Source organism: Anoxybacillus thermarum (genome assembly GCF_000836725.1).
GTDB classification, from domain to species: domain Bacteria; phylum Bacillota; class Bacilli; order Bacillales; family Anoxybacillaceae; genus Anoxybacillus; species Anoxybacillus thermarum.
Window position 1 is genome coordinate 39,424 of sequence record NZ_JXTH01000008.1, and the last position, 24,039, is coordinate 63,462.

Here is a 24,039-nt window from a genome sequence, read left to right on the forward strand (position 1 = left end):
CTTCCAATGAAGGTCCAGCCTTATATAATAATCGCACCATTAATGTTTGTGAACAGTTGTGTTTGCGCTTCTTCGCGATTCATCGCCGTAATGACCGTTTGATTCACAGCGCTGACAATCAGTGCCGCTTCATCTGTAATGACGAGTGAGTCGCGCACACCTTTTTGTTTTGCTTCAACGATTTTTTGTCCGATCATTTCCCATTGTTCATCGTTAATATAAATATTTCGTTCTTGCAATCGTTGTTGGGCATGTTTGCTTATTTTTAACGTTTGTTCAGCCTTCGTAAGCTCATCCCGAAACGATTGTCGCTCTGTTGAAACGACCGTCTGTTTTTTTGACGGAATAAGCGGAGTATGCGGGAAAAATTGAATGCGATTCATTCGCTCACCTCCTTTATTGCGACACTTTTGTGACGCGAGAGGCTAAAACGGTTTCCCCTTGTTCAAGCTCTAACCATACTTCCGTTCCTTTTTGAACGATCGCTTTCACAACGCCGCTTTGTTCATCCCATGTGACCGTTTTGCCAATCCATTCGCTATATTGAGCAAGCGACGGTGCAACCTGTTGTTGCATAAGTTTTTGCAACGCATCTAATGTGCTCGCAAGCTTTTCTGATGTACTTGTTTGCGATTCAATAAACTTGCCCATCATATTCGACATATTGACCATTTGCTCGAGCGATGAAAAATTCGCCATTTGCGAAATAAATTCACGGTCTTCCATCGGGTTTAACGGATCTTGATGCTGCAATTGGGCAATTAAAATTTTTAAAAAATCATCTTTTCCTAATGAGCTTTTTCCTGTTTCTCTTTGTTGTGTTTGACGCTGTGACAAAAATAAACTCGGATCGATAGCTGTCACGTTCATCACCTCTTTTCAAAGTCAATCCATTCTTTCAACCACTCATCAAAAGATTCGTCATGTTGTTTCTTTTGTTCTTTTTGTTGTTCTTGGTGCTGCTGTTTTTGTTGTTGGAATGAATGGTCGCGAAATTTTGCTTCATCAAATACATGGAACTTCTCAACAGTAATATGATCAACAATATGTGACAGCTGATGAATATGTTGTTCAACCAACTGTTTCGCCGCATCGGTTGATGTAATCATTTTTGCAGTCAATTTTCCTTTTTGTTGAATGAGCTTAATTGTGACATACCCTAAATGTTCCGGATGCAAACGAATAAGCATTTGTGTATTACCATTTTTCCATTGCGTCAGTTTACTTGTTCGCAAAATGCGTTCAAACTGCGTAACAAAAGGCGTATCTTTTGTTGTATCGATCGTTTTTAGCCCCATCGGTGCATGTTCATTTGTTTGCTGCCCGACATGTAAAACATGTTCATATAAGCGGGCTACTGATTGTTTACTCTCTTGTTGTAATGTGACAAGCTCTTTTGGTACTTGTAATGGCGATAAAAACTCTTTTTGCATAGCTTGTGTCCCTTGCTTGAATAAAAGAGCATTTGTCGTATTCATCCGCCCATCTTCGGGCAATGATACAGCTCTCGTGTTTATTTGCCCATCTTCTGACCATGATGCAGCTTTTGTGTTTATTCCCACGTCTTTTGACAAAGATACAGCTTTCATGTTTATTCGCCCATCTTCGGGCAATGATACAGCTCTCGTGTTTATTCCCACGTCTTTTGACAAAGATACAGCTTTCATGTTTATTCGCCCATCTTCGGGCAATGATACAGCTTTTGTGTTCATCTTTTCCTCTTTTTGATGCGGTACGGTGAGAGGCACATCTTTCAAAAGGCTTTGAACTTGTTTTGGCATATAATCATTCGTTCGCTTTTCGCTTTCGTTCATTTCTTTTGTTAATGCCTGCAGCATCGCTGTAATTGTGCCGCTTTGCTCATTACGCATTCCAAATGTTGTTTGCATCATTTGGCGCACTTGTTCGATAATCGGCTCTGGAATCGTCCATTGTTTTTGCTCCAGTTGGAATAATGCCAAAACAAGCATAAGCTCATCTTCTACATTTCGCTCATCTTTTGGCGAAAACATCATTTCAAGCGGTTGCCCAGATGAAAACCGTTCAATCATGTCATTTTTCGTTTCTTCTGGCAAAAGGGAGAGAAACGCTTGAACGGCATCGTTGGATAACGTTTGCTTTTCTGCGTACCCGTCATAAACAGGAAGTTGTGCAAACCATTGTTGTAGCTGTTCCCAATCGACAGTTTGCGCTATTTCTGGCGCCTCAACAAATGGTTGTAACGTTTTTGTTTCTTGGCGCAGCGATGCGATGATATGGGCAAATGCGTTGCTGTCGCCCGTTTGCGCTGCGATTTGTTGATTTTGTCCGCTAGATGGCGCCATGAGGGAAACCGATACGATATTCATTTTTTCACCTCCTTTCAATTATTCGATCTTTTCGCAAGCAGGCTCGTATATTTTGCAGCGTTTGCCGCATCCATTTTTTCTAAAATGGCTGCCGCTTTATCTGTTTTTAACTGCGATAGCAAATCGACAGCTTCGCGATCCGACATTTGCGGAATAATTTCTGCTGCTTTTTTTGGGGACATTGTTTCATACATTTTTACAACGTCTACACGTGAAGCATTCGTTTGCTCTGCCGACGGTGTAGTTGTAGGTTGTTGAGCTTGTTCCTTCTCTGCTTTCAGGCGCGCAATTTCTTGTTTCAGTGCATCCATTTCCCCTTCTTTTTCTTTGAGCGCATCGTTCGCTTTTGTTAGTTGTTTCTCTTTTTCGACAATCGTTGCTTTTAGCTCAACGATTTGTTGTTGTAGTTTCTTTTTTTCATTTGCTTCCGTTCCTTCAATCCATTGCGATACGAACGGCAATTGACTCGCATATTTTTTCCCTTGTTCAAATACGTTAATACCGGAGAATGTTAAAATAAGCAAAACAACCGAAATCGTAAATAAAAGTGGAATAAACACGACAAAAAGAAACCATTGAAACTTACTTGTTTTTTTCGTTTCTTCTTCTTTTCCAAACTGCTCCATTGACGCTCACCTTGTTTCTCGATGGCAATATTGCTGTATTGAAATATCGTCCATCTGCTTTTGTTCTGCGATTCGCATTTGTGTCGCAATCATTTCGTCATATCTTTCTTTTATTTTTTCGTATTTTTTCACTTCTACATTCAATTCAACTAACTTCAGTTGTTTCAACTCCATTTGTTGACGGGCTTGCATGACAAGATGTTGATAATGGTCGATAACGCGTTGCAAATTACCCATAAATTGTTGAAACGAACGAATATGTTGAATCGCTAATCCTAATTGTAGTTGTTGTTTATGTTGTTCTTCATAATCTTCTTTTTGCTTTAAAAAGTGATATAGTTTTTCCGCCACTTCTTCAAATCGGCTGCGCGCCTCTTCATATTCGTGCAATGCTTTTTGTTTTTCATGTTCTTTTAAGTTTAAAATTTTTGTTAATTTAAATGGTGTCATCGTTTATTCACCCTTGTTCAATAAGTTGAAACAACTGTTGAACGCTTTCGTTTATTGTGTATGATTCATGAACATCTTGCTTTAAAAACGAAATAATTTTTGGATAATAGCGAATGGCTTCATCAATTTCCCGCGACGACCCTCGTTTATATGCACCAATTTGAATTAAATCTTCAGACTGAACGTATGTCGCAAGCAGCTCGCGCAATTTTTCCGCCATTTTGCGATGCTCTGGCGTTACGATGTAGTTCATGACGCGGCTGACGCTTTTTAATACGTTAATTGCTGGATATTGTCCTTTGTTTGCTAGTTGTCGTTCTAATACGAAATGTCCATCCAGAATACCGCGAACGGTATCTGCAATCGGCTCATTCATATCATCGCCGTCAACGAGCACCGTATAAAAAGCAGTAATCGTTCCGTGTTCATTCGTTCCCGTCCGTTCAAGCAGTTTTGGTAACATAGCGAAAACAGACGGTGTATATCCTTTCGTCGTCGGTGGTTCTCCGATGGCTAATCCGACTTCACGTTGCGCCATTGCCACGCGTGTAACAGAATCCATCATAAACATGACGTTCAACCCTTGGTCTCGAAAATACTCGGCAATGGCTGTCGCTGTATACGCCCCTTTAATGCGCATGAGCGCTGGTTGATCGGACGTCGCAACAACGACAATGGAACGTTTTAATCCTTCTGGCCCGAGGTCACGTTCAATAAACTCTCGCACTTCACGTCCACGTTCCCCAATAAGAGCAATGACGTTTAAATCAGCGTTTGTGTTGCGGGCAATCATTCCCATTAATGTACTTTTTCCAACGCCAGACCCAGCAAAAATGCCAACGCGTTGCCCTTTTCCAACCGTAAGCAAACTGTCGATCATTTTCACCCCGACTTCAATGGGCTCCGCAATCGGTGGACGCGTCATTGGATTTGGCGGTTGACGATCGATCGGAACAGCCGTCAGCCCTTTCGGAAGCGGCTGATCATCGAGTGGAGCACCTAATGCGTCAATGACACGTCCGACAAGCGCAGTACCTACTTTGATTTCAAGAGGGGCACCCGCTGCTTCGACAATGCAACCGGGGGCAATATCTTGAACCGTTGCATATGGCATTAATAGTACGTATTCATCGCGAAATCCAACGACTTCGGCTTGAATTTTTTTCTTTTTTTTATGACCAATATGAATGTAGCATACATCTCCGATCGAGCTTTCCGGTCCTTTCGCTTCAATCATTAAGCCGATGACGCGCGTCACTTTGCCAAATCGTTTATATGGATCGAGCAGATCAATTTCATTGATGAGCGCTTGCCAATTCATTCACTTTCCCCCTCGATTCGCTCGAGCAATTGTAACTTCAATTGCTCAAGCTGTGTGTCAACGCTTGCATCAATGCGGCCGAACGGCGATTCAACAATACAACTCGTCTCCGCCAATGTTTCATCCGGGTAAATAAATAAATGAACGTCTTGACTAAATAGCGCTTTTAGCTCCTCTTTTTGGCGGGCAACAGCGGCATAGTAAGTCGGATGAACGTATATTTTCACTTCTTCATGTTCACGAACTTCTTTAATGACTTGCTTCACAAGACCGAGAAAATGTTCTTTATTTTCAGCAAGACGTTCACCGATAATTCGTTCTGCCACTTTGCACGCGATAAGCAAAATCGTTTCATCAGCCGACTGCAACATATGATAAAATTGTTCATTTGCTGACTGCACGATTTGTTTTGCTTCTTGGATCGTTTCCATGTACTGTTGAAATCCGTCTTGGCGCCCTTGCTCTAAGCCGATGGCGTATCCTTCTTGACGCGCTTGTTCAATCCATCGGCTTCGTTCTTCTTCCCATTGCCTTTGTTCTTCGGCAATTTGTTGTTGAACAGATGCGTAATACATATCCGCTTCTTGGCGAATGTTTGCCGCTTCCTGTTCTGCTTGTTCAACGATCATTTGTGCGTGCGCTGTCATCGTTTCGTCATATTGCTCGTGTTCTTCTTGTTGCACGTCTGGCAACACTTTTTTTACTTGAATGACGGCTCGTTGTTCCGTACACGTTCTAGCAAACGAGGCTTTAATTAACTTAGACAATAATATCATCTCCTCCACCGCGAGCGACGACAATTTCACCCGCTTCTTCGAGACGACGAATAACCGCAACAATACGCGATTGCGCCTCCTCTACGTCGCGAAGGCGAACAGGACCCATAAACTCCATTTCTTCTTTAAACGTTTCCGCCATGCGTGAAGACATATTGCGGAACACGACTTCTTTCACTTCATCGCTAGACACTTTCAACGCAAGCAACAAGTCGGCATTGTCCACTTCGCGAATGACACGTTGAATAGCGCGATTATCAAGCGTAACGATATCTTCAAAGACAAACATGCGCTTTTTAATTTCTTCTGCTAATTCTGGGTCTTGAATTTCAAGCGCATCTAAAATTGTTCGTTCTGTTGCGCGATCGACACCGTTTAACACTTCGACAACCGCTTCAATGCCACCCGTTTGCGTATAATCTTGTACAACTGTCGTCGATAGTTTCCGTTCGAGCACTTGCTCAACTTCATTAATCATTTCTGGCGATGTGCGATCCATTAACGCAATGCGACGTGCGACATCCGCTTGCATTTCTTGTGGTAACGCGGACAAAATTTGTCCCGCTTGCGCCGGGTCTAAATACGACAGCACGAGCGCAATCGTTTGTGGATGTTCGTTTTGCAAAAAGTTTAAAATTTGCGCAGGGTCCGCCTTGCGTGCGAAATCAAACGGGCGCACTTGCAACGCGGAAGTTAGACGATTAATAATGTTCATCGCTTGCTCTGGTCCTAGCGCTTTTTCAAGCACTTGTTTCGCGTAAGCAATACCGCCTTGTGAAATGTAATCTTGTGCTAAGGCGATTTGGTGAAACTCTTCTAAAATCATTTCTTTTTTCTCGCCATCAACTTGACGAACGTTAGAAATTTCAAGTGTGAGCTTTTCGATTTCTTCTTCCGATAAATGTTTATATACTGATGCTGAAACGTCTGGTCCTAATGAAATGAGGAGAATGGCTGCTTTTTGTTTTCCTGTTAACTCTTTTGGATCGCGTTTTGCCATACAATCCCCTCCTTTATTCCTCAGCAAGCCATGTTCTTAACAATTTTGCAAATTCTTCCGGTTTTTCTTTTGCGAGCTTTTCAAGCTGCTTCCGTCGCAATGTAGCCTCCGTTTCTACTTCTTCGTTTACATCTGGAATTTGTACTGCCACTTGCTCTTCTTGCAATGGTCGTTCGTCCATTTCTTCTTTTTTCCGTTTGCGCAACCATAAAAAGACGATCAAAGCAAGTAACAACACGATTGCCACGCCACCAGCAATATATGCCCATGTCGGAATGGCTGATGTTTGCTCGTCAAACTGCACTTTTCCGTTGAACGGTTGTACAGAAACGACGACGCGGTTTTGTAAATCGGTGTCTGTCCATTGTCCAGCCACATCTTTATCAACCGATGTACGCACGATCGTCCCTAAAATTTTTGTAATGTCATCCACCGTTTGAGCCGGAAGTGAGTTCGGATCGTTTGGTGTTGGCGGCTCAACCATCACTTGAATGCCTAAATCTTTTATTTTATAAGGACTTGCTACAATTTCTCTTTTTATTCTATTAACCTCGTTATTAATTGTTTCTTCAATTCGCTCATAATCCCCATTTGTCTCGCCGTTGGCACCTTCATATCCTGGTACAGCGTTTTCTCCCGTTCCTACCGTACCACCTGCTTGAGCTCCTTTTCCAGAAAATGTTTCAGTAATGCGCTGCACGCTCACTGCGATGCCTTCCATATTTTCTTTATCGACTGGCTCAACAAGTTCTTCTTGACGGTTTTCTTGCGTAAAATCCACGTCTGCTGTAACGGAAACAACAACTTTATCTTGTCCGATCATCGTTCCTAACATTTGTTGGACGCGGCGTTGAATGTCGCGCTCAATTTGTTGTTTCACTTCGTATTGTTCAGCAAACGTTTTGCCTGACGAAAAATTTTCTTCATTTTTTAAATCAAAGTACTCAAAATATTGATTCATAATGACGATATTTTCAGTAGGGAGATTCGGCACGCTTTTGGAAACAAGGTGATATAGCGATTTAATTTGCTGTTCATTAAACTTATATCCTGCCTTCGTTTTCAAAACGATGGACGCAGATGCCTCTTCCTGTTGGTCACCAACAAAGATGGTCGGCTGGGGTAGATTAATCATCACCTTTGCATCTTCTACCCCGTCGATACTTTTTATTAAATTAGCGAGCTCTGTTTGCATCGCCTCAATTTTCAACACGTTAAATTCATTATCCGTCATCCCGAAACCGGAGTTTTTTCCGAAAAAAGAGTAATCAATACTTCCGCTATCCGGAATGCCTTCTGCAGCTAGTTCAACTTTTAATGTGTTAACAAGCTGTTCAGGCACTAAAATCGTCGTGCCGTTATCGGCAACCTGCGACTCAATACCGCGCTGATCAAGCGTCGCTTTAATTTGTCCTGCTTCTTGCGCCGATAAATTGCTATAGAGAGGAACAAAGTTCGTTCGCGTCGCAAAAAAAGCAGTAAGCGCAACGGTGACGACTACTAGCCCGACAAGCCCTAGGGCCATCGCTTTTTGCTGCTTTGTTCTCCCGCTCCAAAACAATTTCAATCGTTCTATCGCTTGTTTTAATTGCTCGCTCATATGCTTCCTCCGCTATCTCTTGAGGTCCATTATACTTGCATTCTCATCACTTCTTGATATGCTTCAATGACTTTATTGCGTACTTCAATCGCTAATTGAAGCGACACGCTCGCTTTTTGCGAAGCGATCATCACGTTGTGTAAGTCAACGTTTTCTCCTTTTGCTAACTTTGTCGTGAGCAAATCAGATTCAATTTGCTGTTTATTTACTTCGTTTATCGCTTCTTTTAAAAATTGCGAAAATGCCCGTTGTGCTTCCGCAGGCTTTATCGCTTGCTGCTGTACAGCTGATGGTAATGTACGTTGAATGCGATCAATCATCGTTTATCCCCCTATTTCCCGATTTCTAGCGCCTTCATTAACATCCCTTTCGTTGCGTTTAACACCGTCACATTCGCCTCATACGAGCGCGTAGCGCTCATTAAATCAACCATTTCTTTTAACGGATCAACGTTTGGCAACTGCACATATCCGTTCTCATCTGCATCGGGATGAGATGGATCATATACAAGTTTAAATGGGGTTTGATCTTCGACAATTTTCGTCACTTTCACCCCACCTGTTGATCGCTCGTTCATCGCTTGATTCAAAAAAGAAGAAAACGACTCGTTCGGTTGCATGACAACCATTTTCCGGCGATACGGCTGCCACTTTCCATCGACCATTTTGGCGCGAGTCGTATCGACGTTTGCCATATTTGCTGAAATGACATCCATACGCAACCGCTGAGCGGTTAACGCAGAGGCGGACACATTGAAACTTTGAAACATGTATTATTTTCCTCCCTTAATGACCGTTTTTAAGGAGTTAAACTTTCCGTTTAAACGTTCAACTAACGCGTTGTAGTAAATTTGGTTTTGCGCTAAATCCGACATTTCTTTATCGAGATCGACATTATTCTTATTATGATTGTAAACGAGATCATTTTTAGTTGTCACGAAAAATTTGTTTGTACTTCCTTTAAACTCAAAGTGACGAGGATCGGTACGATACGCTTGCAACGCTTGCTGAAATTCCGTACGAAACTGAACATCTTTCGCTTGAAAATTTGGTGTATCGACATTCGCAATATTGTTTGCGATTACTTTTTGCTTTAACGATGAATAATTTAATCCTTGTTCTAATATTTGGAATGTATTTGAAAACAATTTCACGGCATATTCCTCCTTGTAAAGACACCGTTCGACAATACACCTCTATTGTAAAAAATTATTTATGTTATGTATATAGGGAACATTGGACTATTTTTCACATACTTTAACAAAAGAGGCATCTTCACGAGAAAGATGCCTTTTTGTTTTAATGATGTTTTAACTTCTCGAGTTCCGTTAAAAACTTATCGTTTAATACTTTAATGTACGTTCCTTTCATTCCGAGCGAGCGGGATTCGATGACTCCAGCGCTTTCTAGTTTACGAAGCGCGTTGACAATGACTGAACGCGTAATGCCGACACGATCAGCAATTTTACTTGCAACGAGCAAGCCTTCTGTCCCATCTAATTCTTCAAAAATATGCTCAATTGCTTCTAATTCACTATATGAAAGAGAGCTGATCGCCATTTGCACAACTGCCTTGCTGCGCGCTTCTTCTTCAATTTCTTCCGCTTTTTCACGCAAAATTTCCATTCCAACAACTGTCGCTCCGTATTCAGCCAAAATTAAATCATCATCGTGGAACTCTTTATCTAATCGAGATAAAATGAGCGTTCCAAGGCGTTCCCCGCCACCGATAATCGGCACGATCGTCGTTAAGCCATTTTTAAATAAGTCTTTATTTTCAATTGGAAATGCCGTATACTCGCTATTAATATCAAGGTTTGGCGATGTTTCTGTAATATGAAATAAGTTTTTCGTATACTCTTCTGGGAATTGACGATCCGCTAACATTTTTTTCATTCGTTCATTTTCAATCGTTTGTTTAATCGCAAAGCCGAGCAACTTTCCGCGACGGCTCACAACGAAAATGTTTGCTTCAATGACTTCGCAAAGCGTTTCTGCCATCTCTTTAAAGTTTACAGGCTTTCCGGCCGCATTTTGCAGCATTGCATTAATTTTTCTCGTTTTTTCAAGTAAGTTCATATCGCATCCTCCTTATAAAATAAACTGACTTAAATCTTTATTTCTTACAATGTTCCCTAGTTTTTGTTCCACATATTGTGGAGTAATCACGACCTTTTCAAGATGTACGTCTGGTGCTTCATACAATAAGTCTTCTAACAATTTTTCCATAATTGTATGAAGGCGGCGTGCGCCGATGTTATCTGTTTGTTGATTCACTTCAAAAGCGACTTCTGCGATTTTACGAATAGCATCGTCAGAAAATTCAAGTTGTATACCCTCTGTAGCAAGTAAAGCGATATACTGTTTTAACAGCGCATTGTTCGGTTCAACTAATATTTTTACAAAATCATCTACTGTGAGTTTCGTTAATTCAACGCGAATCGGAAAACGCCCTTGCAATTCTGGAATTAAGTCGGACGGTTTCGCCATATGAAACGCCCCAGCAGCAATAAATAAAATATAGTCGGTTTTTACCGGTCCGTATTTCGTCATGACAGTTGACCCTTCCACAATCGGCAAAATGTCGCGTTGCACCCCTTCACGCGAAACGTCAGCTGATGAACCAGCCTGCCCTTTTCGAGCAATTTTATCAATTTCATCAATAAAAATGATGCCTGATTGCTCTGCGAGTCGAATCGCTTCTTGCGTTACTTCGTCCATATCGATCAACTTTTGCGCTTCTTCGTTGGCAAGCACGTGGCGCGCTTCTTTTACTTTTAATTTTCGTTTTTTTCTCTTTTTCGGCATAAAGCTACTTAACATATCTTGCATATTGACGCCCATTTGCTCCAAACCAGCGCCTTGAAATAAGTCAAACATGGACGGTTGCTGTTCTTCGATTTCGACCGTCACTACTTCGTTTTCTAACTGTCCATTTGCCAATTGCCATGCAACTTGTCTTCGTCTTTCAGCAAGTTGTTGATCGTCGCTTCCATTTGTCGTTTGTTGTTCTACTGCACCGCCGAACAAAAGTTCAAATGGATTTTTCATCGGTTGTTTTGTTTTCCCTGGTACAAGCAGTTCAACAAGCCGTTTGTTCGCCAATTGTTCCGCTTGTTCTTTTACCTCGTTCATTTTTTTCTCTTTCACGATGCGCACAGACGTCTCAACGAGATCACGCACCATCGACTCTACGTCGCGACCGACATAACCGACTTCCGTAAATTTCGTTGCCTCTACTTTTACGAATGGAGCGCCAACAAGTTTCGCTAATCGCCGTGCAATTTCTGTTTTTCCAACACCCGTTGGTCCAATCATTAAAATGTTTTTCGGCACGACTTCATCGCGCAATTTTTCATCTAATAAACTGCGGCGATAACGATTTCTTAATGCAATCGCTACCGCTTTTTTCGCTTCATGCTGACCGACGATAAATTGATCAAGCTTTTCAACAATTTGTTTTGGCGTCAACATGCCGTTCCCTCCTCTACAGCTCTTCAACGATAATGGAATCGTTTGTGTACACGCAAATATCGCTCGCTACTTTTAATGCCGCTTCCGCAATTTGCTTCGCTGTGAAATGTTCACCTGCATACGTCTTCAATGCCCGACCAGCTGCTAACGCATAGTTACCACCGGAGCCAATCGCTAACATGTCATCATCCGGTTCAATGACTTCGCCTGTTCCAGAAATGAGCAAGAGATGCGTTTCATCCATGACAATTAACATCGCTTCTAATCGGCGCAACACTTTATCGCTCCGCCATTCTTTTGCTAGCTCAACCGCCGCCCGTTGTAAATTTCCGTTATATTCTTCTAACTTTCCTTCAAACATCTCAAATAGCGTAAACGCATCAGCTACCGCCCCTGCAAAACCAGCTAACACTTTGCCGTGAAAAAGTTTACGAATTTTCCGCGCTGTATGTTTCATTACTACGGCATTGCCGAACGTCACTTGGCCATCGCCCGCCATCGCTCCTTTTCCTTGATGGCGAATCGCAAAAATCGTCGTCGCATGAAATTGACTCATAACCCATCCTCCTTTTTATGCACGCGGGTGAGAATGTAAATAAACGTGGCGCAAATGATCTTTCGTTACATGTGTATACACTTGTGTTGACGAAAGATGCGCATGGCCTAACAATTCTTGCACAGAACGTAAATCAGCACCTTCATTTAATAAATGCGTCGCAAACGTATGACGAAACACATGGGGACTAACTTTCAAAGAAAGGGCAGCTTGTTCAACGATGTCGTTTAAAATGTGACGTACCCCTCTTGGCGTTAATGCTCCACCACGCGCATTTAAAAAAAGCACATCCGTCGGCGCTTTCGCCTTGCTTACAAGTTGCTGACGTCCGTCTTGTATATATCGTTCAAGCGCTTCTTTTGCATACGTACCAAACGGGACATATCGTTGCTTATTTCCCTTTCCGTAAACTAAAATCGTACATACAGAGAAATCAATGTGCGATAAGCGAATGTTACAACATTCACTTACACGAACACCTGTTGCGTATAATAGTTCAATGATCGCTTGATTTCGTTGACCGATCGCTGTATTCAAATCATTGACAACAAACAACTGTTCTAATTCATCAGGATACAAAAAATGTGGAATTTTCTGTTCTTTTTTTGGCAACGATGCAAGCGCGAACGGATTTTCAGAAACAATTTTCTCCCGCACTAAAAATTTATAAAAGCTGCGCATGCTCGACATTTTCCGGGCAATCGAACGGCTTGATTGTTGACGCTTATGAAGCTCTGTTAAAAACAAGCGAACGTCGCCGTAAGACACTTCTTGCAACTGTTTGATTTGTTCACGCTCCATAAATTCAAAAAATTCGCCAATATCATGCTTATAACACGCAATTGTATATTCTGAATAATTTTTTTCTATTTGTAAATATTCAATGAACAAATTTAACGTAAAATTCACATTCTCCATTCGATCACCTCACAAGAGCTACTAAATAGTAGCATAATTTAGTAGCTCTTGCAACGAATTTCACCATTTTTTTAAAAAATTCTGAATCGTTTCTAATGCCCGTTGCGCATATCGTTCATTTTTTTTCTTTTTATCTTTCATTGGCTCGTCGAGCGGTGCAAATAAGCCGAAATTCGCATTCATCGGTTGAAAATGTTTCGGGTTCGCCGATGTAATATAATGCGCCATGCTTCCGATGGCCGTTTCTTGTGGAAATACGACAAGTTCTTTTCCGAGCACATAGTGGGCAGCATTAATCCCCGCCACAAGTCCTGATGCTGCTGACTCAACATACCCTTCAACCCCGGTCATTTGTCCTGCAAAAAATAAATCTTCTCTTTCTTTATATTGATATGTCGGTTTTAATAACTTCGGGGAATTAATAAACGTATTGCGGTGCATCACGCCGTATCGTACAATTTCTGCTTGCTCAAGCCCTGGGATCAAGCGAATGACTTCTTTTTGCGCACCCCATTTTAAATGCGTTTGAAACCCGACAATATTGTACAACGTTCCTGCCGCATCGTCTTGACGAAGTTGGACGACGGCGAAAGGGCGTTTCCCTGTACGCGGGTCTTCTAAACCGACGGGCTTCATCGGACCAAATAGCAACGTCTTTTTGCCGCGCCGGGCCATCACTTCAATTGGCATACATCCTTCAAAATAAATTTCTTTTTCAAACTCCTTTAAAGGGACCGTTTCAGCAGAAATGAGCGCATCATAAAATCGGTCAAACTCTTCTTCTGTCATCGGGCAATTAATGTATGCTGCTTCCCCTTTGTCGTAGCGGGACTTTATATACACTTTTTCCATATCAATACTTTCTTTCTCAACAATCGGTGCAGCCGCATCGTAAAAATATAAATATTCTTCCCCTGTCAACGCTTGAAGCTGTTCCGAAAGCGGCTGCGATGTTAACGGACCTGTCGCAATAATCGTTGGGCCTGTTGGAATTGTTATTACTTCTTCACGCACAACCGTCACATTCGGATGATTCGCTACCATGTCTGTAACTTTCGCTGCAAATTCGTGACGGTCGACAGCTAAAGCGCCACCAGCTGGCACGGAACAAGAGTCCGCTGCTTTCATAATGACGGAATCTAAACGCCGCATTTCTTCTTTTAATACACCGACTGCATTCGTTAACGTATTTGCGCGAAGAGAGTTGCTGCATACGAGTTCTGCAAACTTGTCTGTATGATGCGCGGGAGTTTGTTTCACCGGGCGCATTTCATATAATTTGACGCGAATGCCGCGCTTCGCGAGTTGCCATGCCGCCTCACTTCCTGCCAATCCTGCTCCAATGACTGTTACTTCCATCCATATTCCCTCCTCGATAAAATGGGTGAGGGTATTCGCCTCACCTTACTGTTGTTCGTTATATTCACATTGTGTACATTGAACGTGCACGGTCTTTTTCCCTTTTTTCTCAACGAGCATGCCCCCGCATTTTGGGCACGGTCGATTAATTGGTTTATCCCATGAAACGAAATCGCACGTTGGAAAACGATCGCAACCATAAAACATGCGCTTCTTTTTGCTTTTTCGTTCGACGATGTTTCCTTCATGACAGCGCGGACATGTCACACCGATATGTTTGACGATCGCTTTTGTATTGCGGCATTGTGGGAAATTCGAACAAGCGATAAACTTTCCGAAACGCCCCATTTTATATACCATTGGGCTTCCGCATACATCGCAATCGACATCGGCTGATTCGTCTGCTATTTCGACTTTTTCCATTTCAACTTCAGCCACTTTTAACCGTTTTTCAAACTCGCGATAAAATTCGTCAATGATGCGTACCCATTCGACTTTCCCTTCTTCGATGTCGTCTAAGTTTTTTTCCATTTTCGCTGTAAACTCGACGTCTAAAATTTCCGGGAAAAATTGCATCATTAAATCAAGGACAATTTCCCCAAGCTCTGTTGGAACAAATCGTTTGTTCTCAAGCGTCACATAATTGCGCTTTTGAATCGTATCGAGCGTCGGGGCATATGTCGATGGACGACCGATGCCGAGCTCTTCTAACGTCTTGACAAGGCGAGCTTCCGTATAACGCGGTGGCGGCTGTGTGAAATGTTGCTTTCCTTCAATATCTTTACTAAATACGCGCTCCCCTTCCACAAAGTCTGGCAATAATCGTTGCTGTTCATCTTTCGGATCGTCTGTTCCTTCCACATATACTTTCATAAAGCCTGGAAATTTGACGGTCGAGCCAGTCGCACGAAAGACGACTGAACCGTTTGAAAGCTCTACGGCGACCGTATCGAGCAAAGCTGGGGCCATTTGACTGGCGATAAAGCGCTCCCAAATGAGTTTGTACAGCTGATATTGATCGCGTGTCACATGCGGTTTAATGGCACTCGGATGACGCCAGACGGACGTTGGGCGAATTGCTTCGTGCGCATCTTGCGCGTTCGACTTTTGTTTTTCTTTTCTTTTTTCTGTCGCTACATATGATGTACCGAACGTCTGTTCAATATACTGAATCGCCTCTTGTTGAGCGCTCTCAGATACGCGCGTGGAGTCTGTACGCATATATGTAATTAAACCGACGGTTCCTTCGCTTCCCAGATCAATTCCTTCGTACAGCTGTTGTGCAACCATCATCGTCTTTTTCGTGCGAAAATTCAACTTCCGTGCAGCCTCTTGTTGCAATGACGATGTAATGAATGGTGCAACCGGATTGCGCTTTCGCTCTTTTTTCGTTACCGCTGTGACGACAAATTCATTGCCTTGCATATGGCTTAACACATGTTGTACATCTTGTTCTGTTTTTAAATCGAACGTTTCGTTGTCTAGACGATAAAATTGCGCTTCAAATGTGTCATTGCCTTTGACAAACGTCCCTTGAATCGTCCAATATTCTTCTGGTTGAAACGATTGAATTTCTTTTTCACGATCAATAATTAGGCGAAGCGCAACAGATTGCACACGCCCTGCGCTCAACCCTTTTTTTACTTTTTTCCAAAGCAACGGGCTAATGTTGTAGCCGACAAGGCGATCGAGCACGCGCCGCGCTTGTTGTGCATGAACTAAATGCATATTAATGGCGCGCGGTTGTTCAAACGACTGTTTAATCGCATCTTTTGTAATTTCGTTAAATACAACGCGACATGGGGAGTCGGTATTTAAATCAAGCAAATGTGCTAAATGCCAAGCGATCGCTTCCCCTTCGCGATCCGGGTCGGCGGCAAGAAATACTTTTTTTGCCTTTTTCGCTGCTGTTTTCAACTCTTTAATGACCGAACCTTTGCCGCGAATCGTAATATACTTCGGTTCATAATCGTTTTGTATATCAACGCCCATTTGACTTTTTGGCAAATCGCGCACATGCCCCATCGATGCTTTTACTTTATACTTTTTTCCTAAGTATCTTTCAATCGTTTTCGCCTTTGCTGGCGACTCTACAATGACTAAGTAGTCTGACATCATTTTGTCCTCCCTTAAGAGGTAATTCGTAAAATAAAATCTTCATTATTATTAATGATGATTCGTTCATTTGTCAAACATCATTTTTCGATTTTTTCTTTCGCTCATGTAAAAAGATGTCGAAATTCTTCTTCGATATCGTCGCTTGATAAGATTAATTTCGCTCCTTGTTGGATTAACCGGTTCGTCCCGTGCGCTTCTTTTGTCGTGATGTCACCTGGGATCGCAAACACGTCTCTTCCTTGTTGTAGCGCAAAATGAGCAGTAATGAGCGAGCCGCTTCGCTCTTTCGCCTGCACGACAAGCGTGCCAACAGACAAACCGCTAATGATCCGGTTGCGCATCGGAAAATGCCATGTTTGTGGGCGAACAAACGGCGGATACTCAGAAATAACGAGTTGTGTTGTCGCTAATTGTCGAAATAATGATTCGTTTTCAGGAGGATATATATAACGCAATCCCCCTGCCATCACCGCAATTGTTTCACCGTTATGGCGTAAACATAAACGATGCGCTTCGGCATCGACACCTTTCGCTAATCCGCTCACAATGACCCACCCGTGTTGGATGAGCGGCGGAAGAACGATGTGCATCGCCGCCATTCCTTGACGGGTTGGTGTTCGTGTCCCGACGACGCTTATTAATTTTTTTCGCTTCAACAATTGCACGTTTCCTTTCGCATATAGTACCCAAGGCGGATCGTATATATGTTTAAGCCACTCTGGGTATTCATCGTCCTTAATTGTTACAATATGAATGTTTTGCTCCTCATATGTTTTTATCATACGTTTCAATTTGTGACAATGCAAATCATGGAAAAAAGCAGCGAAATGTTTTTCGGGGATAGCCAGTAATCGTTGAAGTTGATGAGAAGAAAGATGAAAAATCGAGGTAAGGGATGGATCAACATGAAGCAAGCGCGCGATGCTTTTCCATCCGATCCCACGACAATGATGCAAATGAATAAGCCTTTCGCGATCTGTATCGTACATCATATCCCTCCTTTGATAAAAATCGTCCTAAGGTCTGCTCCTTAGGACGATTGAACGATTAATGCGTTTTACATTTCTCGTATAAACCGCGTTCTTTTAATACAGAGATGAGCGTTTCGCCGATCACAGATGGCGTTTCAGCAACTTTAATGCCGCATGCTGTCATCGTTTGAATTTTTTCTGCGGCTGTTCCTTTGCCACCAGAAATAATCGCACCCGCATGTCCCATGCGCTTTCCTGGAGGAGCTGTTTGGCCGCCGATAAAGCCGACAACCGGTTTTGTCATGTTTGCTTTTACCCATTCTGCCGCTTCTTCTTCCGCTGTTCCGCCAATCTCACCGATCATAATGACTGCGTACGTATCTTCATCTTCGTTAAACGCTTTTAATACGTCGATAAAGTTTGTGCCGTTGACTGGGTCACCGCCAATGCCGACCGCAGTTGATTGACCGATTCCCGCTTGTGTTAACTGATGAACAGCTTCGTACGTTAGCGTACCGGAGCGCGAAACGATACCGACGTGACCTTTTTTATGAATGTAACCTGGCATAATGCCGATTTTACATTCTTCCGGTGTAATAATACCAGGGCAGTTTGGTCCGATTAAGCGCGTTTTCTTCCCTTCCATATAGCGCTTCACTTTTACCATGTCCAATACCGGAATGCCTTCTGTAATACAAACGACTAAATCGATTTCTGCATCGACAGCTTCCATAATGGCATCCGCAGCAAATGCCGGCGGAACATAGATGACGGAAGCGTTCGCTCCTGTTTTTTCAACCGCTTCAGACACCGTATCAAATACAGGCACACCTTCTACTTCTGTTCCACCTTTTCCTGGTGTGACACCGCCAACAATGTTTGTACCGTATTCGATCATTTGTTTTGTATGGAACAATCCTTGTGAACCTGTAATTCCTTGCACGATTACTTTCGTATCTTTATTAACAAAAACGCTCACGTTTCTCCCATCCCTTCTATTAGCTTACTAGCGAAACGATTTTTTGCGCGCCGTCTGCCATCGATTCAGCGGCTGTAATATTTAATCCGGACTCTTCTAAAATCTTTTTCCCTAATTCCACGTTCGTTCCTTCTAAACGAACGACAAGCGGAAGATTTAAGCCAACTTGTTTCGTTGCCTCAACAATTCCGTTAGCGATGACGTCGCATTTCATAATGCCCCCGAAAATGTTAACGAAAATACCTTTGACATTCGGGTCGGATAAAATGATTTTAAACGCTTCTGTTACTTTCTCTGTCGTCGCACCGCCACCAACATCTAAAAAGTTTGCTGGCTCGCCGCCATAATATTTAATAATATCCATCGTCGCCATCGCTAAGCCAGCACCGTTGACCATGCAGCCGATGTTTCCGTCAAGCGAAATGTAGTTTAAATCGTATTTTGATGCTTCAATTTCTTTTGGATCTTCTTCGTCCAAATCGCGATATTCTAAAATGTCTTTATGGCGATATAACGCGTTTGAATCAAAGTTTAACTTCGCATCAAGCGCCATCACTTTTCCGTCTCCTGTAACAACGAGCGGGTTAATTTCAGCGATCGAGCAATCTTTTTCGACGAATACTTGATATAAGCCTAACATAAATTTGACCGCTTGGTTGACAAGCTCTTTCGGAATGTTGATGTTAAACGCCATGCGGCGCGCTTGGAACGCTTGTAAGCCGACAGCTGGATCGATATACTCTTTAAAAATTTTCTCCGGCGTTTTTGCCGCTACTTCTTCGATTTCTGTTCCGCCTTCTTCTGATCCCATTAATACTACGCGGGACGTCGCACGGTCAACAACAAGCCCGATGTAATATTCTTTTTTAATGTCGCATCCCTCTTCGATCAAAAGACGTTTCACTTCTTTTCCTTCTGGACCTGTTTGATGCGTCACAAGCACTTTTCCGAGCAATTCGCTCGCATATGTACGAACTTCTTCTAAACTTTTTGCGACTTTTACACCCCCTGCTTTTCCGCGACCGCCGGCATGAATTTGCGCTTTGACGACACAAACGCTACTGCCAAGCTCTTTCGCCGCCTCGACCGCTTCTTCAACCGTAAACGCCACACGGCCGTTCGGCACGCTCACTCCGTAGCTTCTGAGGATCTCTTTTCCTTGATACTCATGAATATTCATACCCCATCCTCCTATGTATAAAAATAAAAGTACTAGCGCTTTCATTGTATAATGATACTTTGTCAGTTGTCTACCATTTAGACAGAAAATTCTTTAACAAAAGAAAAAGAAGCGACGGTCACGAGCGCTCCTCTATCCTTTTTTCTATTTGATAAACAAACGCAAATACTTCAGCAACGACTTTGTACAGCTCCTCTGGAATCGTTTCGTTCAATTGTAATTGACTAAGCATTGTAGCGAGCGTTTGATCTTCGTAAATCGGGACGTCGTATTGTTTCGCACGTTCAATGATGCGCTCGGCGACCATTCCTTCCCCTTTTGCGACAACGACGGGGGCAATATGTTGTTCGTTGTACGACAAAGCAACGGCACGTTTTCGTTTCATACGCGATAATCGACTCCTTTATAAGAAAATGGTTCAACAAGTAACCGTTCGCTTCGCTTGTTCATCGGCTGTTTAACGGAAACGGCAGAAAGCGTGTAGCCATGTTCAGCAAGCTTCTCCTTTAGCGACGGCTCAAGGGTGGATGCGTACAGTTCTACATAGGGCGTGTCGTTGATGATCGAAATATGAACGATGCGTTGTTGAATATGAACGTCTACGATCGTTTCTTTTAACGTCGCCATCGTCAAATAAAATAAAATGCGACAATAGTCTGTATCCATTTTTCCGTTTTCCCGTTGTTTTCCGCGCCATTGAATCGTCACATCCGTTGCATGCGTCCCAATGAATAACGGAAATTGAGTAAATATATGTTGAAGTGAATGGTTGTTTGTTGATAACAACTGATATGCTTTCATCCGATCAAGTAATGAGGTAATCTCCGCTTTTAACTCACCTGTTGCTTCTTCTGCTCCTGTTTGCAATAAAACGAGCCATTCATCTTGTTGTTTCATCGTTTCTTCGAGCAATCGTTGCATATGTTCAGGCGAAAAAGAGGAAAGTGTTGGTATATGGCGTAAATGAGCAGAAAGTGTCGCTAATGCCCCTTTCGGATGAGCGCGATCAATGAGCGACGCAAGCATAAGCCGTTGTTCATATAACGGCTTATCATGTTGTAAAGTAACAAGCGCACGAAACACATCGTCGTGAAGCGGCAAATCGTGCATCAATAGCCATTTGATTGCTTGCACCTCTTTTTCACCGCCTGTTCGCAACCATTGCCGAATGAGCGCCATATCATTCTTTTTAAACGAAAATGATTCATTCATCATCCAACGAACGAGCGATTTCGTTTGTTCATTCTCTGGTAGACGAAAATGGCGAATGACGCTTTCTTCATCTGTCAGTTTTGCTGGACGCGGCAATATGTTCAGCTCAAGCGGCATCGTCTTTTGCACTTGAAACGTATATGTTCTACCTTCTTTGACAGGTGAATGCAATTCTGCTGTCAGCGTATAACTTCCGATGCGAACGAGCGCTGTTTGATCTTCATTGATTTTTTCGATTTTCCCGTAAATCATATCGCCAACTTGAAACGTCGGCCCTTTCGGCAGGCGGACCGCTTGCCGATCGTCAACTAACGTACGCAGCCATTGGACGTTCATTTCATTCCCCTCGTTTCATTCGCTCACGAATTGGTGCAAAAGAACGACGATGTTCTTCCATGACACCATATCGTTCAATTGCTTGGACATGCGCTTTCGTTCCGTACCCCATATGTTTTTCAAATCCATATTGTGGATATTTCTCACCTAGCTGTTTCATCATCCGATCGCGCGTCACTTTTGCTATAATGGAGCTTGCAGCAATGGATGCACTGTGCGCATCTCCTTTAATGATGGATGTTTGCGGAATAGATAGCGGAATGTGCATCGCATCAATAAGCAAATGTTCGGGAGCGATCGGAAGTGCTTGAACGGCTTGCACCATCGCTTTTTTCGTCGCTTCGTAAATGTTTAACTCATCAATTTCACGGGCGCTCACAATGCCGATGCCGATCGCAAGCGCCGTTTGCTGAATAATAGAAAACAATTGCTCCCGCTTCGTTTCCGATAGTTTTTTCGAATCGTCCAAATGAGGTAAAAACACGTCTTTCGGCAAAATGACCGCAGCGGCAACGACCGGGCCAGCGAGCGGACCACGTCCAACTTCATCTACGCCAGCGATGTAGCGCACTCCTTTTTCATATAGCGCCTGTTCATATTGCAACATATGCGAAAAACGTTCCCGTTCGCGTTTTTCTGCTTCTTTTTGTTTATACCATTGTTGAATGAGGCGTTGGACACCTTTTCGCTCATCATGTAATAGTTGTTGAAACCATTCATCTGTTTCATCGTGAATCGTTTGTAGTCGTTGTTTGATCTCTTGCATATTCACGCTCGATCACTCCTTACATGTTATATCGGCAAATTGGCAAAAAAATAAAGGCCCGCTTATGCGAACCTTACAGGCGATCAAAACTGAGCCGTCCTAATTTTTCTGTGCGAATATCGCGCAACACAAGCTCAGCTACTTTATCGTAATCCACGACGCCTCCAGCAGCTAAACAACCTCGTCTTTTCCCGATTTCATCAAACAATACAACAATGTCTTCTGGAATATCTGAAAGCGCGTACCGTTCTTTTAAACGGTCAGGATAATGGGCAGCTAAAAAGCGCAATGCATATACGGCAACATCTTGTAAATTTAAAATCGTATCTTTGATTGCCCCTGTTGTCGCAAGCTTGAATCCGACCTCTTCGTCCTCAAACTTCGGCCATAAAATCCCTGGCGTATCAAGCAGCTCAAGTTCTTTGCCGACTTTAATCCATTGTTGTGCTTTCGTCACTCCTGGTGTATCGCCAGTTTTGGCGATATGTTTTCCCGCCAGTCGGTTAATGAGCGTCGATTTCCCGACGTTTGGGATACCGACAATTAACGCGCGCATGGCGCGAGGACGTTTAATTCCTTTAGCCATCATTTTTTCAAACTTTGGGCGCAACTTCTCTTTTGCGACCGTCACAATTTGCTTCACGCCCGTTCCGCTTTGCGAGTCGATCGCAATCGCTTCGATTTGTTGCGCAGCGAAAAAATCAATCCATTGCTTTGTGACGTCTGGGTCAGCCATATCCGCTTTATTTAACAACATGATGCGCGGCTTATTTGCGACAATTTCATCAATTAACGGATTGCGGGATGACATCGGAATGCGCGCATCAACAAGTTCAAATACGATATCAATGAGCTTTAATTTTTCTGTTACTTCTCGCTTCGCCTTCGCCATATGGCCGGGAAACCATTGAATCGTCATTGCTGCCACCTACTTTGTATGATGTTATTCAACAATTCGCGCATCAGAAAGGGGCCAATAGACGATCGACGTTTTGCCTACGACTTTATCCATTGGAATAAAGCCGATATGACGGCTATCTTTGCTGTATCGACGATTATCTCCGAGCACGAATAAATGACCTTCTGGAACTGTTTTTTGTCCCCATAGTTCTTCAAGTGTAAACGACTCTGTTAGCGGGCCGTCAAATACTTGCTTTTTCTCTTCGTCTAAATAAGGCTCTTTATACGGCTTTCCGTTCACGTATAACGTATCATTTTTATATTCAATGCGATCGCCCGGCAGCCCAATGACGCGCTTAATATAATCTTTTCCTTCTTCCGCGTGAAACACAATAATATCAAATCGTTCTGGTTCGCCAATTTTGTATGCCACTTTATTCACGATCATACGATCTTGGTTATGTAATGTCGGCATCATCGATTCCCCTTCAACGATAATCGGGGCAAAAATAAAATAGCGAATGCCTCCTGCTAACGCCACTGCAATCACAATTGCTTTCAGCCATTCAAACCATTCGTTTTTTTGTTTTTCCATCCGTCTCCCACCTATATGATGAATGTTGAAAAAGGAGCTTGATGATCAAGCTCCTCGCAATCATTTCTTTTGTTAGATGATTTCTTTGATGCGTGCTGCTTTACCGCGGAGTTGACGCAAGTAGTACAATTTCGCGCGACGAACTTTACCGCGACGAACAACTTCTAATTTAGCAATCTTCGGCGTGTGTAATGGGAATGTACGCTCAACACCTACACCGTAAGATACTTTACGTACTGTAAATGTTTCGCTAATTCCACCACCACGACGCTTGATGACAACGCCCTCAAATACTTGGATACGCTCACGGTTTCCTTCGACAACTTTTACGTGAACGCGCACTGTGTCACCAGGGCGGAATTCAGGAAGATCGTTACGTAGTTGTTCTTTTGTAATTTCTTGAATTAAATGATGCATCATATTCATCTCCTTCCAACAGATGCTCATGCTTATGTTTATCGTTCATAGCAGCGGAACATCGTTTTACGTGCGACGTAAGTCACAACGTTTATACTAGCATAAAGATGTATCGGATGCAAGAGTTACCGCTCATTT

Annotated in this window: 27 protein-coding genes; all 27 read right to left on the bottom strand. The window is 42.8% G+C overall.

All coding sequences use genetic code 11. The features are described from left to right. Window positions 1-20 precede the first annotated feature (20 nt). The 27 genes from LH47_RS03335 to rplS all read right to left on the bottom strand — a co-directional run bounded on the left by LH47_RS03335 (window position 21) and on the right by rplS (window position 23,901). Window positions 21-383, bottom strand: a complete 363-nt coding sequence (locus LH47_RS03335) for a TIGR02530 family flagellar biosynthesis protein (protein ID WP_043964763.1) — start codon at window positions 381-383, stop codon at window positions 21-23. A 13-nt stretch (window positions 384-396) separates the two neighbouring features. Further along, window positions 397-864 (bottom strand): FlgD family protein, encoded by a 468-nt coding sequence (locus LH47_RS03340; RefSeq protein WP_052585005.1) that lies wholly within the window; start codon window positions 862-864, stop codon window positions 397-399. A gap of 5 nt (window positions 865-869) precedes the next feature. Next, window positions 870-2,348: a flagellar hook-length control protein FliK gene (locus LH47_RS03345; RefSeq protein WP_043964765.1), complete on the bottom strand. Its 1,479-nt coding sequence runs from the start codon at window positions 2,346-2,348 to the stop codon at window positions 870-872. 14 nt (window positions 2,349-2,362) lie between these two features. Next, a complete protein-coding gene (locus tag LH47_RS03350; RefSeq protein ID WP_043964766.1) occupies window positions 2,363-2,974 on the bottom strand; it encodes a MotE family protein in 612 nt (203 codons plus the stop codon). Between the two features lie 6 nt (window positions 2,975-2,980). Continuing rightward, window positions 2,981-3,424 carry a flagellar export protein FliJ gene (fliJ, locus tag LH47_RS03355; protein ID WP_043964767.1) on the bottom strand — a complete coding sequence of 148 codons (444 nt, stop codon included), beginning with the start codon at window positions 3,422-3,424 and terminating at the stop codon, window positions 2,981-2,983. A 7-nt stretch (window positions 3,425-3,431) separates the two neighbouring features. Then, window positions 3,432-4,745 carry a flagellar protein export ATPase FliI gene (fliI, locus tag LH47_RS03360; RefSeq protein WP_043964768.1) on the bottom strand — a complete coding sequence of 438 codons (1,314 nt, stop codon included), beginning with the start codon at window positions 4,743-4,745 and terminating at the stop codon, window positions 3,432-3,434. Next, a complete protein-coding gene (gene fliH / locus LH47_RS03365; RefSeq protein ID WP_043964769.1) occupies window positions 4,742-5,521 on the bottom strand; it encodes a flagellar assembly protein FliH in 780 nt (259 codons plus the stop codon). The genes fliI and fliH overlap by 4 nt, the downstream gene beginning before the upstream one ends. Continuing rightward, on the bottom strand, window positions 5,505-6,521 hold the full coding sequence (gene fliG / locus LH47_RS03370; protein WP_009732885.1) for a flagellar motor switch protein FliG: 1,017 nt from the start codon (window positions 6,519-6,521) through the stop codon (window positions 5,505-5,507). Before fliG ends, fliH begins: the two co-directional genes overlap by 17 nt. Window positions 6,522-6,534: 13 nt before the next feature. Next, window positions 6,535-8,121: a flagellar basal-body MS-ring/collar protein FliF gene (gene fliF, locus LH47_RS03375; RefSeq protein WP_043964770.1), complete on the bottom strand. Its 1,587-nt coding sequence runs from the start codon at window positions 8,119-8,121 to the stop codon at window positions 6,535-6,537. Between the two features lie 29 nt (window positions 8,122-8,150). After that, window positions 8,151-8,441 carry a flagellar hook-basal body complex protein FliE gene (gene fliE / locus LH47_RS03380; protein ID WP_043964771.1) on the bottom strand — a complete coding sequence of 97 codons (291 nt, stop codon included), beginning with the start codon at window positions 8,439-8,441 and terminating at the stop codon, window positions 8,151-8,153. 11 nt (window positions 8,442-8,452) lie between these two features. Further along, complete coding sequence (gene flgC / locus LH47_RS03385; protein ID WP_009732882.1) at window positions 8,453-8,890, bottom strand: flagellar basal body rod protein FlgC; 438 nt, start codon at window positions 8,888-8,890, stop codon at window positions 8,453-8,455. A gap of 3 nt (window positions 8,891-8,893) precedes the next feature. Beyond that, window positions 8,894-9,274 (bottom strand): flagellar basal body rod protein FlgB, encoded by a 381-nt coding sequence (gene flgB / locus LH47_RS03390; protein WP_009732881.1) that lies wholly within the window; start codon window positions 9,272-9,274, stop codon window positions 8,894-8,896. Between the two features lie 145 nt (window positions 9,275-9,419). Next, window positions 9,420-10,199 (bottom strand): GTP-sensing pleiotropic transcriptional regulator CodY, encoded by a 780-nt coding sequence (gene codY, locus LH47_RS03395; protein WP_021094217.1) that lies wholly within the window; start codon window positions 10,197-10,199, stop codon window positions 9,420-9,422. Between the two features lie 12 nt (window positions 10,200-10,211). Beyond that, complete coding sequence (gene hslU / locus LH47_RS03400) at window positions 10,212-11,594, bottom strand: HslU--HslV peptidase ATPase subunit (protein ID WP_043964772.1); 1,383 nt, start codon at window positions 11,592-11,594, stop codon at window positions 10,212-10,214. A 13-nt stretch (window positions 11,595-11,607) separates the two neighbouring features. Next, entirely contained in the window at window positions 11,608-12,150 is a 543-nt protein-coding gene (hslV, locus tag LH47_RS03405) for an ATP-dependent protease subunit HslV (protein ID WP_043964773.1), read from the bottom strand. Window positions 12,151-12,165: 15 nt separating this feature from the next. Continuing rightward, entirely contained in the window at window positions 12,166-13,068 is a 903-nt protein-coding gene (gene xerC, locus LH47_RS03410) for a tyrosine recombinase XerC (protein WP_043964774.1), read from the bottom strand. 60 nt (window positions 13,069-13,128) lie between these two features. Beyond that, the gene (gene trmFO, locus LH47_RS03415) at window positions 13,129-14,427 is read right to left on the bottom strand and encodes an FADH(2)-oxidizing methylenetetrahydrofolate--tRNA-(uracil(54)-C(5))-methyltransferase TrmFO (RefSeq protein ID WP_043964775.1); all 1,299 of its coding nucleotides are present in this window, start codon (window positions 14,425-14,427) and stop codon (window positions 13,129-13,131) included. A gap of 45 nt (window positions 14,428-14,472) precedes the next feature. Beyond that, window positions 14,473-16,542 (bottom strand): type I DNA topoisomerase, encoded by a 2,070-nt coding sequence (topA, locus tag LH47_RS03420; RefSeq protein WP_043964776.1) that lies wholly within the window; start codon window positions 16,540-16,542, stop codon window positions 14,473-14,475. A 104-nt stretch (window positions 16,543-16,646) separates the two neighbouring features. Beyond that, the gene (gene dprA, locus LH47_RS03425) at window positions 16,647-17,534 is read right to left on the bottom strand and encodes a DNA-processing protein DprA (protein WP_043964777.1); all 888 of its coding nucleotides are present in this window, start codon (window positions 17,532-17,534) and stop codon (window positions 16,647-16,649) included. 58 nt (window positions 17,535-17,592) lie between these two features. Further along, entirely contained in the window at window positions 17,593-18,495 is a 903-nt protein-coding gene (gene sucD / locus LH47_RS03430; RefSeq protein ID WP_043964778.1) for a succinate--CoA ligase subunit alpha, read from the bottom strand. 19 nt (window positions 18,496-18,514) lie between these two features. Further along, window positions 18,515-19,675: an ADP-forming succinate--CoA ligase subunit beta gene (gene sucC, locus LH47_RS03435; RefSeq protein WP_004891085.1), complete on the bottom strand. Its 1,161-nt coding sequence runs from the start codon at window positions 19,673-19,675 to the stop codon at window positions 18,515-18,517. Window positions 19,676-19,793: 118 nt separating this feature from the next. Then, the gene (locus LH47_RS03440) at window positions 19,794-20,060 is read right to left on the bottom strand and encodes an EscU/YscU/HrcU family type III secretion system export apparatus switch protein (protein WP_043964779.1); all 267 of its coding nucleotides are present in this window, start codon (window positions 20,058-20,060) and stop codon (window positions 19,794-19,796) included. Continuing rightward, window positions 20,057-21,223 (bottom strand): hypothetical protein, encoded by a 1,167-nt coding sequence (locus tag LH47_RS03445; protein WP_043964780.1) that lies wholly within the window; start codon window positions 21,221-21,223, stop codon window positions 20,057-20,059. Before LH47_RS03445 ends, LH47_RS03440 begins: the two co-directional genes overlap by 4 nt. Before the next feature lies 1 nt (window position 21,224). Then, on the bottom strand, window positions 21,225-21,989 hold the full coding sequence (locus tag LH47_RS03450; RefSeq protein WP_043964786.1) for a ribonuclease HII: 765 nt from the start codon (window positions 21,987-21,989) through the stop codon (window positions 21,225-21,227). Between the two features lie 73 nt (window positions 21,990-22,062). After that, entirely contained in the window at window positions 22,063-22,917 is an 855-nt protein-coding gene (ylqF, locus tag LH47_RS03455; RefSeq protein ID WP_200890843.1) for a ribosome biogenesis GTPase YlqF, read from the bottom strand. 15 nt (window positions 22,918-22,932) lie between these two features. Next, the gene (gene lepB / locus LH47_RS03460; RefSeq protein ID WP_043964782.1) at window positions 22,933-23,484 is read right to left on the bottom strand and encodes a signal peptidase I; all 552 of its coding nucleotides are present in this window, start codon (window positions 23,482-23,484) and stop codon (window positions 22,933-22,935) included. 72 nt (window positions 23,485-23,556) lie between these two features. Further along, window positions 23,557-23,901 (bottom strand): 50S ribosomal protein L19, encoded by a 345-nt coding sequence (gene rplS / locus LH47_RS03465; protein WP_003394943.1) that lies wholly within the window; start codon window positions 23,899-23,901, stop codon window positions 23,557-23,559. Between the last annotated feature and the right edge of the window lie 138 nt (window positions 23,902-24,039).